This is a genomic window from Haloarchaeobius marinus (assembly GCF_051207415.1).
Classification (GTDB): Archaea; Halobacteriota; Halobacteria; order Halobacteriales; family Natrialbaceae; genus Haloarchaeobius.
In genome coordinates this window covers 389,797-403,149 of the sequence record NZ_JBPKGD010000002.1, presented here as the reverse complement: position 1 = coordinate 403,149, position 13,353 = coordinate 389,797, and the positions used below count along the sequence as shown (strand labels likewise).

General features: G+C 67.8%; 15 protein-coding genes. 5 read left to right on the top strand and 10 right to left on the bottom strand.

Going from position 1 to position 13,353, the window contains the following annotated elements; genetic code table 11:
- Positions 1–14 precede the first annotated feature (14 nt).
- The 8 genes from ACSC1W_RS08185 to ACSC1W_RS08150 form a co-directional block, all read right to left on the bottom strand.
- Positions 15–1,592: a succinic semialdehyde dehydrogenase gene (locus tag ACSC1W_RS08185; protein ID WP_435346499.1), complete on the bottom strand. Its 1,578-nt coding sequence runs from the start codon at positions 1,590–1,592 to the stop codon at positions 15–17.
- 87 nt (positions 1,593–1,679) lie between these two features.
- A complete protein-coding gene (locus tag ACSC1W_RS08180; RefSeq protein ID WP_435346497.1) occupies positions 1,680–2,114 on the bottom strand; it encodes a universal stress protein in 435 nt (144 codons plus the stop codon).
- Between the two features lie 120 nt (positions 2,115–2,234).
- Positions 2,235–3,101 (bottom strand): MBL fold metallo-hydrolase, encoded by an 867-nt coding sequence (locus ACSC1W_RS08175; protein ID WP_435346495.1) that lies wholly within the window; start codon positions 3,099–3,101, stop codon positions 2,235–2,237.
- Between the two features lie 142 nt (positions 3,102–3,243).
- Positions 3,244–3,498 (bottom strand): MTH865 family protein, encoded by a 255-nt coding sequence (locus tag ACSC1W_RS08170; protein ID WP_435346494.1) that lies wholly within the window; start codon positions 3,496–3,498, stop codon positions 3,244–3,246.
- Between the two features lie 302 nt (positions 3,499–3,800).
- On the bottom strand, positions 3,801–4,121 hold the full coding sequence (locus tag ACSC1W_RS08165) for a hypothetical protein (protein WP_435346493.1): 321 nt from the start codon (positions 4,119–4,121) through the stop codon (positions 3,801–3,803).
- Positions 4,122–4,692: 571 nt separating this feature from the next.
- A complete protein-coding gene (locus ACSC1W_RS08160) occupies positions 4,693–4,875 on the bottom strand; it encodes a hypothetical protein (protein ID WP_435346491.1) in 183 nt (60 codons plus the stop codon).
- Between the two features lie 155 nt (positions 4,876–5,030).
- On the bottom strand, positions 5,031–5,846 hold the full coding sequence (locus ACSC1W_RS08155) for a DUF7839 domain-containing protein (protein ID WP_435346489.1): 816 nt from the start codon (positions 5,844–5,846) through the stop codon (positions 5,031–5,033).
- A 21-nt stretch (positions 5,847–5,867) separates the two neighbouring features.
- A complete protein-coding gene (locus tag ACSC1W_RS08150; RefSeq protein WP_435346487.1) occupies positions 5,868–6,773 on the bottom strand; it encodes an alpha/beta fold hydrolase in 906 nt (301 codons plus the stop codon).
- An 86-nt stretch (positions 6,774–6,859) separates the two neighbouring features.
- On the opposite strand from ACSC1W_RS08150, the gene ACSC1W_RS08145 reads away from it, so the two are divergent.
- From ACSC1W_RS08145 to ACSC1W_RS08135, 3 genes are all read left to right on the top strand, one after another.
- Positions 6,860–7,672, top strand: coding sequence for an MOSC domain-containing protein (locus ACSC1W_RS08145; RefSeq protein ID WP_435346486.1), 813 nt, complete (start codon positions 6,860–6,862; stop codon positions 7,670–7,672).
- Complete coding sequence (locus ACSC1W_RS08140) at positions 7,669–8,319, top strand: cob(I)yrinic acid a,c-diamide adenosyltransferase (protein WP_435346484.1); 651 nt, start codon at positions 7,669–7,671, stop codon at positions 8,317–8,319. The genes ACSC1W_RS08145 and ACSC1W_RS08140 overlap by 4 nt, the downstream gene beginning before the upstream one ends.
- Positions 8,320–8,409: 90 nt before the next feature.
- The gene (locus tag ACSC1W_RS08135; protein ID WP_435346482.1) at positions 8,410–8,769 is read left to right on the top strand and encodes a winged helix-turn-helix transcriptional regulator; all 360 of its coding nucleotides are present in this window, start codon (positions 8,410–8,412) and stop codon (positions 8,767–8,769) included.
- Positions 8,770–8,809: 40 nt separating this feature from the next.
- On the opposite strand, the gene ACSC1W_RS08130 is transcribed toward ACSC1W_RS08135, so the two are convergent.
- Positions 8,810–9,097 (bottom strand): hypothetical protein, encoded by a 288-nt coding sequence (locus tag ACSC1W_RS08130; protein WP_435346480.1) that lies wholly within the window; start codon positions 9,095–9,097, stop codon positions 8,810–8,812.
- A 78-nt stretch (positions 9,098–9,175) separates the two neighbouring features.
- Entirely contained in the window at positions 9,176–9,427 is a 252-nt protein-coding gene (locus ACSC1W_RS08125) for a DUF8593 domain-containing protein (RefSeq protein WP_435346478.1), read from the bottom strand.
- A gap of 1,305 nt (positions 9,428–10,732) precedes the next feature.
- Between ACSC1W_RS08125 and rdfA the strand changes: the two genes are divergently transcribed.
- Positions 10,733–11,335, top strand: coding sequence for a rod-determining factor RdfA (gene rdfA, locus ACSC1W_RS08120; protein ID WP_435346476.1), 603 nt, complete (start codon positions 10,733–10,735; stop codon positions 11,333–11,335).
- A gap of 53 nt (positions 11,336–11,388) precedes the next feature.
- Positions 11,389–13,350, top strand: a complete 1,962-nt coding sequence (locus tag ACSC1W_RS08115; RefSeq protein ID WP_435346474.1) for an archaea-specific SMC-related protein — start codon at positions 11,389–11,391, stop codon at positions 13,348–13,350.
- Positions 13,351–13,353: the final 3 nt, after the last annotated feature.

The window sequence follows — 13,353 nt, the reverse complement described above, 5'->3', positions numbered from 1 at the left end:
CCGGTCCGACCAGACTATCGCAGGAAGGGGAGACGCCTCCAGAGCCGTAGCGCCACGGTCAGCGCACGGGCCTCCAGGCCGTCCTGGACGCCCACGGGGTGCGTGATGGCCCGCCGTCTGGCCGCCACGGTCTGGGACTCGGTGTACCGGAGCAGCCCTTCCGGACCGTGGCGACGACCGATGCCGGACTCCTTCATCCCGCCCATCGGCGCGTCGATGGCCGCCCAGGTCTCGACGTAACCGCCGTTTATCGTGACGGTCCCGGCCTCGACCTCGCGTGCGACCGCACGGCCTCGCTCCCGGTTCTCCGTCCAGACGCTCGCGTTGAGTCCGTACCGGGTGTCGTTGGCCCGGTCGACGGCCTCGCGCTCGCCCGAGACCGGACGCAGACTGACGACCGGACCGAACGTCTCCTCGCAGGCCGCCTCGGCGTCCACGGGGAGGTCGGTCAGGACGGTCGGGTCGTAGAAGTACGGGCCGACGTCGGGTCGGGGCTCCCCGCCGCAGTGGACGGTCGCGCCGCGGTCTCTGGCGTCGGCGACGTGTTCGCGGACGGTCTCCAGCTGGTCGGCCGAGGCGAGCGACCCGACGTCGACGCCGTAGTCGTAGTCCGTCCCGAGCGTCAGGTCCGACACGGCCTCGACGAACCGGTCGCGGAACTCGTCGTACAGCGACTCGTCGACGTAGACGCGTTCGGTGCCGATGCAGAGCTGTCCGGCGTTCGTGAAGCACGCCCCCACGGCGCCCTCGACGGCCGCGTCGAGGTCCGCGTCGTCGAGGACGAGGAGGGGGTTCTTCCCACCGAGTTCCATCGAGCAGTCCACGAGGTTGCGTCCCGCAGCGGCGGCCACCTCGCGGCCCGTCTCGGTCGACCCGGTGAAGGAGACGTAGTCGACGTCGTCGACCAGTGGCGGGCCGAGCGTCGCCCCGTCGCCGGTCACCACCTGCACGAGGTCGCGGGGAACGCCCGCCTCACGGAGCAGTTCGACAAGCAACAGCGCTGTGTACGGCGTCGTCTCCGCGGGTTTCAGGACGACGGCGTTCCCCGCGAGGAGGGCGGGGACGGCGTCCGAGACCGCCAGCGTGATGGGGTAGTTCCACGGCGAGATGATGCCGACGACGCCGACGGGGTGTCTGACCACCTCGGCGGGCGACGAGAGCAACGGGACCGCTGGACGCCGTCGCTCGGTCGAGAGCACGTCGGCCGCACGGTAGCCGTAGTAGCGACTCGTGAGCGTGACGTCCATGACCTCGTCGAAGGCGTGCGCCCGGGACTTCCCGCTCTCGAGCTGGGCCAGGTCCAGCAGTTCGTCCTGCCTGTCGAGGACGACGTCGTGGAAGCGTCGGACGACGCGCTCGCGCTCGTCGACCGACCGCTCCGCCCACCGGTCCTGGGCGTCGCGGGCACGTTCGACGGCCAGGGTCACGTCGGCGGGTGCGCACTCGGGGACGCGAGACACCTCGGTTCCGGTGAACGTCTCGGTGACGGCGCGGTCGTCGGACCGGTCCTCGGCCCGCGTGACCAGTCCGTTCAATCGGTCGAACGTCGCCGTCGAGAGTCGCGGTGGCAGGGTGGGATCCGCGTCGGTCATAGCCGGTGCTTCGAAGTAGAGCACCAAAACCGTGTTCGAGCATCGCCGTCTCCCCGTCGTGGTTCCACGCCCCGCGGTGCGGGACCGTCAGCGGACGACCGTCACCGGGCAGGGGGCGCGCCGGACGACGGTCTCGGCGACGCTCCCGAGCAGGATTCGACCCACGCCGGTCCGACCGTGGCTCCCGATGACGATGTGGTCGACGTCGTGGTCCTCGGCGTACTCGTTGATGGACCGTGCTGGTCGCCCGACCGTCGACTCGGTCTCGAGTTCGACCTCGTACTCGTCGGCGATGGACTGTGCGTCCTCGAACAGGGCGTCGGTCGCCTCCTCCTCCATCTCGTACCACTCCTCCCAGTACCCGGGGAGGGTGCCGTCGATGTTCCCGCTGTAGCTCGCCTCCATCATGTCGATGACGTGCAGGAGGACGACGTCGTCCTCCGGGAACTTCTCGAGGGCGTGCTTCAGGGCCACCTTCGCCTGTTCGGACTCGTCGTACGGGACCAGTATCCGGTCTGCCATGTGTGAATCGTCACCCGAAGAGTGCTTAAAACGTTCCCCGCGGTCAGGTCGCCTCCTCGGCGTCGAACTCGACGAGTACGTTCCCCGGGCTTGCCATGCCCTCACGCGGGCAGGTGCGGTTCAGTCGGCGTCGCCCTCCAGCGTCCGCAACACGCCCTGTACGTCCCGCTCGATGGTCGGCGAGTGCCACGACCGCGAGAGCGCGTCGACTATCTCGTCCGCATCGTCGTACTCGGCGGCAGCGCGTTCGACAGCGTCGACCCACTCCGGCAGCACCTCCGTGTACTCGTCGAGGGCGGCGTTCGCGTCCGCCCTGGCCCCGTAGTGCCCGTAACAGACGAGTTCGGGGTCGAGGTCGCGGAGCGCCTCGACGGTGTCGAGGCTGGCGTCGAGGTCGAAGTCGGGTGCCGGCGTCGTCGGCAACAGGGTGTCGAACAGCCACATCCCGGCGGCGTCGCCGGCGAAGACCGCGCCGGTCCGGTCGTCCCACGCACACACCTGGTGGGGCGCGTGCCCGGGTGCGTGCACCAGTTCCAGCGTCCGGTCGCCACAGTCGAGTCGCTCCCCGCCGGTGACGACGCGACAGCGCTCCCGGGGGACGAGTCCGGGTTCGCCGTACCCCGAGGCGACGTCGTCGCCGACCGCCCGGCGGGCGCTCTCGAACAGTCGGTCCCGACGCACCGGGTCGGTCAGGTACTCGACGCCGCGTTCGTGGACGACGACCGTCGCGTTCGGGCAGGACGCGAGCAGGTCGCCGACCGCACCGGCGTGGTCGAGGTGGACGTGCGTCGACAACAGGTAGGCGACGTCGTCGGGGTCGACGCCGACCTCCGCCAGTCCCTCGCGGACGTGCTCGACCCCGGCGGCCGGGCCGGGGTCGACGACGACCGGCTCGTCGGCGTCGACGACGTACGGCGACATCGCACCCGGCATCCCGAGCATCCGGGCGTCGAGCGCGTAGGTGTCGTCGGTGACGTGGGTAGCCATGGTCGGCCTTCGGGACAGGGTGTGAAAAGTGCTCGAGATGGAGGCCGAACGGTGTGACACCGACGGCACTCGTCGAACGGCGTGCGACCGGCCGGGCAACGCGTGCCGCGGCCGGGCGTGAGAACTGCGTCGTGGTCCGTGGCTAGTCGAGGTGGCCTTCTTCGCGGAGGTTCTCCATGATGTCGTCGACGAAGGACTCCACGTCGTCGTACGGGAAGTCGCCGCCGGGGAGTTTCGTCTGGAGTTCCATGGCGGTCATCGAGAAGTCGCCGGACTCGAAGCGGGTGCCTGGGCCGTTCGGGAGCGCGGGTACGAGGTCCATCGGGCTGGAGATGGGGTAGTCGGCGCCGCCGAAGGCGTCTATCATCTGCTCTCTGAGTTCTTCTTCGTCTGCCATGTCCCCCCATTCAAACGGATAAATAATAAATTTTGAGGTAGTTGGTCGAGCGCGAGGGGGTCGGCAACGCTGTGGAGGCGGTGAGAATCCGCGTACCGACCGGACGCACGACCCCCACCGGTAAAAACTCCCGGGAGGGAAGTCGTGGAACTCGTCGCCGTACGGCGACCGGTCTGGCGTCGAGTGCCCGGTCACTGCCGGCGGCCTTCAGTGCTGGCACTTCCCCCGGTCTCCGGGGAGCATGCCACGGTCGGTCCCTGGCTGACCCGGGCGGGTGTCGGCGGGGACGTCGCCGCGACGGGTCAGGCCGTTGCGGGTTCGCGGTTCGAGAGCGCGACCTCGTGGACGGCTTCGATGCCGGTACCGCGTTCGAGGTCGGCTCGGACGGTGCTGTCGTCGGTGGCCGCCGAGACCAGCGCGACGGTGACGCGAACGTCGACGACGATCGCGTTGAGGTTCGGCGTGATGCCGGTTATCTGCTCGACGTCGACGGCGTCCAGTGCGTCGATGCGTGCGACGACGGTCGCGGCGCCGGCGAGCAGGTCGCCGGACGCGCCGTCGGGCACGCGAACGCGCAGATGGGCCGTCGCTTCGGTCTCGGGGCCGAGACGGGTCTGGGCCATAACGGCTCCCGCCGCGAGTCGAACGCGGTTGCCGGCGCGGGGCGCCGGTGGAGGCCGGAACCATCGGGAGCGCAGTCGGCCCGGGGGCGTGCGTCGCGAGTCGGACGACCGGTCCGCCGACCGCGTGGCGGCCGTCCCGCCACGGTCCAGGTCGTCGGTGGCGGCGACGACCCGGCCGACTCGCGGGAGTACCGTCGCTGGTACCCCCGGCGGACAGCGATGCCTCTCTGCGACGAGGCGCGAGCCCCGGCAGCGAGCATCGAACCCCGGATGGGGCGAGCGCCCGGCGAGGGAGTCGAACCCTCCCCGGCCGGTAGCCGGTTCCTGCGACGTGAGTCACCCGGGCGGTCTCTCTCTCGTGCGTCGTCCGGCGGACACGCAGAGCGTGCCCGACCGCGACGGTCGGCACTCGAAGGTTCGTCACCGTCGACGTCGCGAGTGCGCAGCGACCCTGCCGGGGTCAGTCACCGGAGAACGGAGTCGGCCGTTCGGTCCGTGACTGCCGGCACGGGGAGCGGTCGCTACAACCTGTTACGGTCGAGAGAACCGCCCCGTGGGCCGCGACGCGGCCTTACGCGGCGCCGGCAGAGACGAACCGAACGGCGGGGCGACCGGACGCCCTCGCACTCGGTTCACCAGAGCCGCCAGCGCCGCGGCGGTAGTCGACGACGGGGTAGCCCCCCTCGACGTCGACGGTGGCGTTGCCACTCTTCGGGGTGGCGTACGCCGGAATGGTGAACGTGATGCGGGTCATCGTCGGTCACCCCTCACCTGACGGATACGTCAGGGTTGGAGTGTGCCTACGTATTTTCGACCATCACTTAAAATCTCCGTTATTACTACCTCCTCCTTCGGACGGGTCACAGATTCGCCCGAGTAATGTACCGTCGAGGTCCGCGACCGGTCGGGCTACAGGTCCGCGGCGTCGACGACCTCGTAGCCGATGTTCCCGTCGCGGAGGCTGTCGGTGTGCCGCGAGAGCTCGTCGGTGACGACGGCCAGCAGGACGGTCAGCCCCTTCGTCGCCGCCTCGGTCACGGCGTCGGCGGTGCCGAACCGCACGTCGGGTTCGAGGTCCGCCCGGTAGCAGGTCACGAGCGCCTCGGTGCCGGCCGCGGCGAGCAGGTCGTGGCCCGCGGCGTGGTCCGCGAACGCCCGTGCGTCGACGGTGGCCGACCCGCCGTCTTGCACCCGGGGGATGGAGACGACCGTGACCGTCCCGAGGTCGTACTCAAGGACGCCCTCGAAGTCCGTGATGCCGACGTCCTGGCCGGCCGTCGCACTCGTCACGGCGACGGCTCTCGCGTTCCCGCCGTCGCCCGTCGACGCCCGGAGGATGCCGTCGCGCATCGACACCGTGACACGCTCGCCCTCCTCGATGGCCTCGTCGGCGATGGCCGTCTCCGCGTCGACCTGTCCGATGACGTCCTCGGAGACGTGCGTGATGTACTCCCGCAGGTCCTCGGTTCGAGAGATGAGCCAGTCGACGCCCTCGTTCGTCACCTCGTACCGTCCCCGACCGAGTTTCCGGACGTAGTCGCGCTCGACCAGGTCCTGCAGGTAGTCGCTGACGGCCTGGGCGGTGACACCGATCTCGTCTGCGATCTCCTGCTGGCTCACCGCCGGCTGGCGCTCGGCGATCTGGGAGAGGATCTGATAGCGCGTCGCGTTGCGCTTGCTCCGGAGGACGCTCTGTTCCTCCTCGGGGTCGGTGTCGGGCACCATTATCGTACCTTCGGCTGTCGATTACAAGTAGCTTTGCACTGTCGACGACCGGGCTTGTGAACGGCCGACGAGGGCGGTCCTCGCCACACCCCGTTCGGTGCGGTCAGCCGTCGCCACAAGCAGTTCGACGACTGCCTCGGGGTCCTCCCGTGGCGGCCAGTGTGCGTAGTTCTCGAGGACCGTCAGTCGCGCATTCGGTGCTCGCTCGGCGGCCTGCCGGGCCCGTTCGACCGGGACCACCTCGTCGTGGCGTCCGTGGACGAACAGCGTCGGAACGTCGAGGCCGTCGAGTCGCGGCAGGAAGTCCGTCACGTACCCGCCGCGACGCATCTCGTGCGTCCGGAAGTCCCTGAACGCGACGCAGGCGTTTGGCTTTCCGGCGTACTCCTGGACCGCGTCGACGCTCTCCGGCGAGAGCGAATCGACGTCGTGGACGATGCCACCCAGACCGGCCCTCGTGAACCGGCGACTCCGGCGGAACAGCGCGACTGCGACGCGGTTCAGTATCGGAAGCCGCGACAGGACGTAGGAGAGGGTCCCGTGTGGGAGTTCCCGCCCGAGGCCGAAGCAACTGATCGCGACGAGTCGTCGCACGTCGACGTCGGTGTCGAGGGCGAGTCCGAGTGCGACGGCCCCACCCAGCGAGAGGCCACACACGGACGGTCGGTCGAGGTCGAGTGCGTCGACGAAGCCAGCCATCGTCTCGACGTGCCTGTCGACCGTGTAGGCCACGTCCGGCACGTCGCTGTCGCCGTAGCCCAGCAGGTCCGGGGCGTAGACCGTGAACTCCGTCGAGAGGGGGTCGACGACCTCGCCCCACGAGACGGGGCCGGCGTCGATGATGCCGCCGTGCAGGAGCACCAGCGGTGGTCCCTCGCCCTCCTCGACGTACGATATCTCGTGGCCCTCGACGGCGACCGTCGGCATGCTCGACCCTTCGCCGGGTGGTCGGTTAAAGGGTCGGGCGAGACCAGACCGCAATCCTTGAGCGACCCCCGCCCCTAGCCGGGCCTATGCCGTCCGTCGCCCGTCTCCGCGTCTACCCGGTGAAGTCGCTCGACCCCGTCGACGTCGATACCGTCCAGGTCAACGCCGGTGCGCTCAGGCACGACCGGGAGTACGCCATCGTCGACGGGGACCGCGAGTTCGTCACCGGGAAGCGTGAACCGGCGCTCCACCGGGTCCGGTCGCGGTACGACCCGGGGCGACGCGAACTCTCGGTCCGCGAGCACGACGCCGACGCGTGGACCACGTTCAGCATGGACGCCGAACGCGGGCGTCTGAACGCCTGGCTCTCGGAGTTCCTGGGCTATCCCGTGAGCGTCGTCCGCGACGCCGCCGGCGGGATGCCCGACGACACCGACGCCAGCGGGCCGACGGTCATCGCCCGGGAGACCGTCGAGCGCGTTGCCGACTGGTACGACGGCGTCGACGCCGACGAGGTGCTTCGTCGCCTCCGGCCGAACGTCGTCGTGGACGCCGGCGAACCGTTCTGGGAGGACCGCCTCTACGCCGACCGGGAGTCGGTCCGGGCGTTCTCCATCGGGGACGTCGAGTTCCACGGCGTCGGCCCGTGTCAGCGGTGCGTCGTCCCGACCCGCGAACCCGACACCGGCGAGGAGACCCCCGGGTTCCGCGAACGGTTCATCGAACGCCGCGCTGCCACCCTGCCGGACTGGGCGAACCGGGACCGGTTCGACCACCACTACCGCGTGATGGTGAACACGCGGATTCCGGAGTCGTCGTGGGGTTCGGAACTCGCCGTCGGCGACCGGGTGGAACTGGGCGAGGTCGAGGTGCTCGCCGGGCAGGGGCCCGACCGATGACGGACGGGGAGACGCCGGCCTCCGGAGACTCCATCGAACCGGCCGCACCCGACGAGTTCGGACTCGTGCAGGTGTTCTGGGGGGACGGGAAGGGCAAGACCACCGCCGCGATGGGGATGGGCTTCCGGGCCGCCGGCCACGGCTACCGCGTCCACATGCTCCAGTTCATGAAGGGCGGTGCCGACAGCGTCGAAGACGTCCGTGGCGAGTACGCCGCCATCGACGCCGTCCCCGGGTTCAGCTACGAGCACACCGGGCACTACGGCTGGCACGGCTTCCTCGACGGGTCCGACGACGACGAACACGCCGCCCAGGCCGCCGGCGGTCTCGAACGCGCCCGTGCGACGGTCGCCGGGTGCCGGGACGCCGACCTGACCACCCCGTTCGACCACGACGGCGACCCGGTCGACGGCGTCCACATGCTGATTCTCGACGAGGTGGTGTACGCCGCGAACCGTGGCCTGGTCGACCCCGACGACGTGCTCGACCTGCTCGCGGACAGCCCCCCCGGACTGGAACTCGTCCTCACCGGCGGCCACGAGCGCCCGGCGTGGCTCGTCGACGAGGCCGACCTCGTCACCGACGTCCGGAAGGAGTCACACCCCATGGACCGGGGACAGTCCGCCCGGAAGGGGACCGAGTACTGACCGGCCCGGCCTGCCCGAATCACCCCCGTTCGACCGTCACGCCCTCGGCTGTGGGTAATGTACTTCCCGGTCGCCGCTGTAATCGGAGCCATGGACGTGAGAGACGACGGGCGGATCGAGGTCTGGTGCACCGGCGAGGACTGGTGCCCGGTCACCACCACCGCGATGCTCATCGGCAAGAAGTGGCACCCCGTCATCGTCCACCGCCTCCTGGACGACGGACCACTCGGGTTCAACGCGCTCAAGGACGAGGTCGACGGTATCTCGTCGAAGGTCCTCTCGGACAGCCTCGACGACCTCGAAGAGAAGACGCTCGTCGACCGGGCGGTCGTCAGCGAGAAACCGTTCCGCGTCCGGTACTCCCTCACCGACCGCGGCGAGTCGCTCGAACCCGTCATCGCAGCGATGGCGGACTGGGGGAGTAGACACCTCGTCGAACCGGACGACTGAGCGGGCGCTGTCGTTCGGCGGGGCCTCGCGTGACCCGCGTTCAGTCCTCGGTCTCGTCCCGGACGGCCCTGGCGAGGACCGGGTGGAGCATCGGTCGGTCCTCCTCGTCGCGCTGGAACAGCGGTTCGCCGCCCAGTCGTTGTTCGAGCGTGTCGACGCGCTTCTCGACGGTCCTGTCGGTGTACCCCGTCTCTTCGACGAGGTCGTCTATCGACAGCGGTCCCTCCGCCGATGCGAGGGCCCGGGCGATCTCGTACTCCGACTGTACGTATTCGGTGGCCATCTTCTCGACGAGTGCGGCGACTTCCTGCGGTGTCTCCTCGGCCATGGCCCCGACTTGTACGTCCGGTGTCGTAAATGGTTCGAAGACGACGGGTCGGGACGCGGAGTGACGTCCCGACGACGGTCACATCTCCTGCAGGTCGGATTTGAGCCGTATCTCGTCGTCCGTTACCGTTTCGACCTTCGTCTCGTCGAGGGGGTAGTCGTCCTCGTCGATGTGTTCCCAGCCGAGTCTCGCCCGGAGTTTGTCGGTGAGTCCCGGGTCCGGGTCGACGTACGCCGTCCCGCCTCGGAAGCCGGAGATGACGCCGACGGTGTCGCCGGCGGAGTTGACGACCTTCTTCCCCTCGTCCTCCTCTGTGATTCGTTTTGCCATGGTGGCACTTGGGACAGTGGGCGACCGTCCGTCTTTGTTATCGCCAGTGTACTCGCCCGACGTCCGACCCGCCGTGACGGGCGAGGATTCCCACGGCGCTGCACCGCACCGCTGAGTCGGGCGGGGTACGGTCTGCACCAACCCGGAGTGGGCGATTACTGTCCGTGCTACCCGGCCGTTTCCCATCCCGCCACGGGATTCGGAGATTCGTTCGCGTACCACACCCCGGTTCCGCAACAGAAGGGGTATCTTCTGCTCGGAACCGGGACGTCCCGATATCGTCCGACTACGTGGGCGGGTGGCCCGCCCCGGTCGACCAGTACCGCGGTCGAGTACCGCCTGAACCACCGGTTCGGCGCGCCGAACGTGGTCGGGAGGGACGTGCTGGGTTCGGCCCCGCCCTGAAGGACGGGGCGTTCTCCTCGACGTTCCGTAACCGTCTCCGACCCATCGCTACCGACCCGTCGCCACGGGCGATTCACCGGCGACGATTCGGCGCCTGCGTTCCGGCATCTGTCGAGAAATCACCACTTACCAGCGACACGTTCCACGCCCAGTCGCCACTGCGACCGGAGGTGCCGGACAGGTCGACCCTGTGAGCGCGACCGGTGCGCGCTCGAACGGAACCGGTGGTGCACAGAAATAATAAGTTAGAATATACTACTGCACTATTATTTACTTCCATATGTTTATCAGGAGGTTCGAACAAGTCGTGGCTCAGCCGCCCGATCGGTCACGTCGTGCCGTTCCTGAGAAGCTCGTAACCCGAGTTCTGAGAGCTACTGGACGGGTATCTGCCCTCGTCCGGTATCGGCCGGCTGTCGCCACCGCCCCGATGGAACCCGAACGGACGGGACGTCGCTCCAACGTGCCGGAGACGCCCCTACAACGCCCGAAGCACCCCTCTATCCGCGTTTCCCTCAGATTCCCGCCAACGGGTTCGATACCGGACCTAAGCCGATGAAGAAATACGTGACGACTGTATTGGTATCTAATATTTCTATCATTCCTCCGTTCGGCCGTCCCGCGGCGGTCTCCGACCCAGTGCCGGACGGGACCCGTCGGCACCCGGGGCCGGTTGCGACTCCCGGTGCCACGGTAGAGACGGGGGTCGCGTCGTCCGGGCCCGAATCGTGGTCGCGGAATCGAGTATGATGGATATCTTTTACTTCGTCCGTCGGTCCGTCGGGATTCGAGCCGGGCGCTGGAAAACGAGCGTTTCAGCCACTCTGGGGCGCGATACTGCCCGTCGCGGGCGGTGAAAAGCGTTACAAGCATAGAGGTGTAAGAGACAGTCGTAAAACGATGGCTGGGAAACAAGACGAGTGTACGTGCAAGGTCGGCCGTCTGGGCGACCGGTACGACCTCGAGGACCTGGACGCGCGACTGGCCGAGGAGTGGCGAACCGACAAGAGCGTTCGTCGCCTGACCGAGGAGGTCAACAAGGACGCCATCGGTGCCGCCCTCACCGCCGCGAACGTCGGGCAGATAGAGTGGAGTCGAACGCCCGTCTACGAGGCCCTCCGGACGGACGAACTGAGCGAGACCGAGACCATCGAGATAGAGCGCGAACTCGAACGTGCCGGCGTCGACGTCGACGAACTGTCGTCGGACCTGGTGTCGCACCAGTCGGTCTATCGGCACCTCACCGAGTGCCTCGGCGCCTCGAAGACCGACACCGTGACACCGGAGGAGCGAAAGCAGAACGCGCGCGACACGGTCTACTCGTTGCGCCAGCGAACCGAACTGGTGACGCAGTCGACGGTCGAGAGTCTCCGGTCCGCGGACATCGCCGACGTCGGAGACGTCGACGTCGTCCTCGACCTGCAGGTGGTCTGTTCGGACTGTGGCCGTTCGATGGACTTCGACACCGCCATCGGTGACGGATGCGACTGTGGCGGCGACTGAGAACCGGTACGGCTTATGAAAAGAATTATTGCCGGGACGGTGAAACTCCAACTATGACCTCGGCCCAGACAGTAGGGGACACCCTTCAGATAGACGTCGAGAACATCGGTGGTATCGACGAGACGACCGTCGACCTCACGAGGGGCATCTCCGTTCTCAAGGGACGGAACGCCACGAATCGGACCTCCTTCCTGCAGTCGCTGATGGCGGCGATGGGGAGCGACCGGTTCAGCCTCAAGGGCGACGCCGACCACGGGTCGGTTCGCCTCACCCTCGGCGAGACGGTCGTCGAGCGGGAGTTCGACCGACGCAACGGCGTCGTCCAGAGCCACGGCGAGGGCTACCTCGACGACCCCGAACTCGCCGACCTGTTCGCGTTCCTCCTCGAAGAGAACGAGGCTCGACGCGCGGTCGCACGCGGTGACGACCTCCGGGAGATAATCACCCGCCCCATCGACACCGACGAGATAAACGCCGAGATCACGATGCTTGAGGCGGAGAAGCGACAGGTCGACGAGAAGATAGAGACCGTCGACGAACGCGAACGCGACCTCGTCGGCCTCGAACAGCGCCGGACTCGACTCGAGGAGGAGATCGCGGACCGCCGCGAGCGCCTCGCCGACCTCGAGGACGAGATATCGAACACCGACGCCGACATCGAGGAGTCTCGCGGCGAGACGGCCGAGATGGAGGAGCAACTCGACGAGTTGAAATCGCTCAGGTCGGACCTCGACGACGTCAGGTTCCAGATCGAGACGACGCGAGAGACCATCGACTCCCTGGAGAACGAACGCGAGGAGAAGCAGGCCGCCCGGAGCGACCTCTCGGTCGACCCGGACGTCGACGTCGCCGAACTCCGGGGCGACCTCGACGACCTGCGCGAGCGAAAGCGCCGTCTCGACGCGCAGGTTCGCGAACTCCAGAGCATCGTCGACTTCAACCAGGACATGCTCTCGGGCACGGACAGCGAGATAGCCGAGGTGCTCCGCGACGACGGCACCTCGGAGCGCAACGACGGGACGGTCACCGACAAGTTGCTGGAGGACCAGGAGACGGTCGTCTGCTGGACGTGCGGGTCCGAGGTCGACCGGGGCGAGGTCGCCGACACGCTGGACCGACTGAAGTCGTTCCGGAAGGACAAGATGAGCGAACGACAGTCCGTCAAGCGCGACATCGAGGAGACGAAAGAGCAGGTCTCGGAGTACGAGCAGACCCGAGGCGAACTCGACGACATCAACGCCCGCCTCTCCGAGATAGACGTCGAGATAGAGCGAAAGCGCGACCGCATCGAGGACCTGGAGGACCGCCGCGAGGAGCTTCGGGAGTCGGTCACCGAACTGGAGGCCGAGGTCGAACAGAAGGAGACGACCGACTACAGCGAACTCCTCTCCCTGCACAAGGACGCCAACGAGGCCGAGTTCGAACTCGAGCAGAAGGAGGACGAACTCGAGACCGTCGAGTCCGAGATCGCAGAGATCGAGTCCCTGCTTGACGAACGGAGCGAGTACGAGGAGCGACGCGAGCAGATCACCGAGCAGTTAGAGGAACTCCGGAACCGTATCGACCGACTCGAACAGGAGGCCGTCGAGGCATTCAACACCCACATGGAACAGGTCCTCGACATCCTCGAGTACGAGAACATCGAGCGCATCTGGATCGAACGGACCGAACAGCGTGTCCGCGAGGGTCGCCAGAAGGTCGACAGGCAGCGCTTCGACCTGCACATCATCCGGACGACCGACGACGGACAGACCTACGAGGACACCGTCGACCACCTGAGCGAGAGCGAACGCGAGGTCACGGGACTCGTCTTCGCGCTCGCGGGGTACCTCGTCCACGACGTGTACGAGTCGGTCCCGGTCATGCTGATGGACTCACTGGAGGCCATCGACTCCGAGCGCATCTCCCGACTCCTCGACTACCTCGGCGGCCACGCCGACTTCCTCGTCGTCGCGCTCCTCCCGGAGGACGCGAACGCCATCGAGACCGACCACGAGGTAGTCTCCGAGATTTAACCG

Excerpts from the sequence above, each read along its gene's own strand:
- ACSC1W_RS08185 (WP_435346499.1), bottom strand. The coding sequence starts at position 1,592 with ATGACCGACGCGGATCCCACCCTGCCACCGCGACTCTCGACGGCGACG.
- ACSC1W_RS08180 (WP_435346497.1), bottom strand. The coding sequence starts at position 2,114 with ATGGCAGACCGGATACTGGTCCCGTACGACGAGTCCGAACAGGCGAAG.
- ACSC1W_RS08175 (WP_435346495.1), bottom strand. The coding sequence starts at position 3,101 with ATGGCTACCCACGTCACCGACGACACCTACGCGCTCGACGCCCGGATG.
- ACSC1W_RS08170 (WP_435346494.1), bottom strand. The coding sequence starts at position 3,498 with ATGGCAGACGAAGAAGAACTCAGAGAGCAGATGATAGACGCCTTCGGC.
- ACSC1W_RS08165 (WP_435346493.1), bottom strand. The coding sequence starts at position 4,121 with ATGGCCCAGACCCGTCTCGGCCCCGAGACCGAAGCGACGGCCCATCTG.
- ACSC1W_RS08160 (WP_435346491.1), bottom strand. The coding sequence starts at position 4,875 with ATGACCCGCATCACGTTCACCATTCCGGCGTACGCCACCCCGAAGAGT.
- ACSC1W_RS08155 (WP_435346489.1), bottom strand. The coding sequence starts at position 5,846 with ATGGTGCCCGACACCGACCCCGAGGAGGAACAGAGCGTCCTCCGGAGC.
- ACSC1W_RS08150 (WP_435346487.1), bottom strand. The coding sequence starts at position 6,773 with ATGCCGACGGTCGCCGTCGAGGGCCACGAGATATCGTACGTCGAGGAG.
- ACSC1W_RS08145 (WP_435346486.1), top strand. The coding sequence starts at position 6,860 with ATGCCGTCCGTCGCCCGTCTCCGCGTCTACCCGGTGAAGTCGCTCGAC.
- ACSC1W_RS08140 (WP_435346484.1), top strand. The coding sequence starts at position 7,669 with ATGACGGACGGGGAGACGCCGGCCTCCGGAGACTCCATCGAACCGGCC.
- ACSC1W_RS08135 (WP_435346482.1), top strand. The coding sequence starts at position 8,410 with ATGGACGTGAGAGACGACGGGCGGATCGAGGTCTGGTGCACCGGCGAG.
- ACSC1W_RS08130 (WP_435346480.1), bottom strand. The coding sequence starts at position 9,097 with ATGGCCGAGGAGACACCGCAGGAAGTCGCCGCACTCGTCGAGAAGATG.
- ACSC1W_RS08125 (WP_435346478.1), bottom strand. The coding sequence starts at position 9,427 with ATGGCAAAACGAATCACAGAGGAGGACGAGGGGAAGAAGGTCGTCAAC.
- rdfA (WP_435346476.1), top strand. The coding sequence starts at position 10,733 with ATGGCTGGGAAACAAGACGAGTGTACGTGCAAGGTCGGCCGTCTGGGC.
- ACSC1W_RS08115 (WP_435346474.1), top strand. The coding sequence starts at position 11,389 with ATGACCTCGGCCCAGACAGTAGGGGACACCCTTCAGATAGACGTCGAG.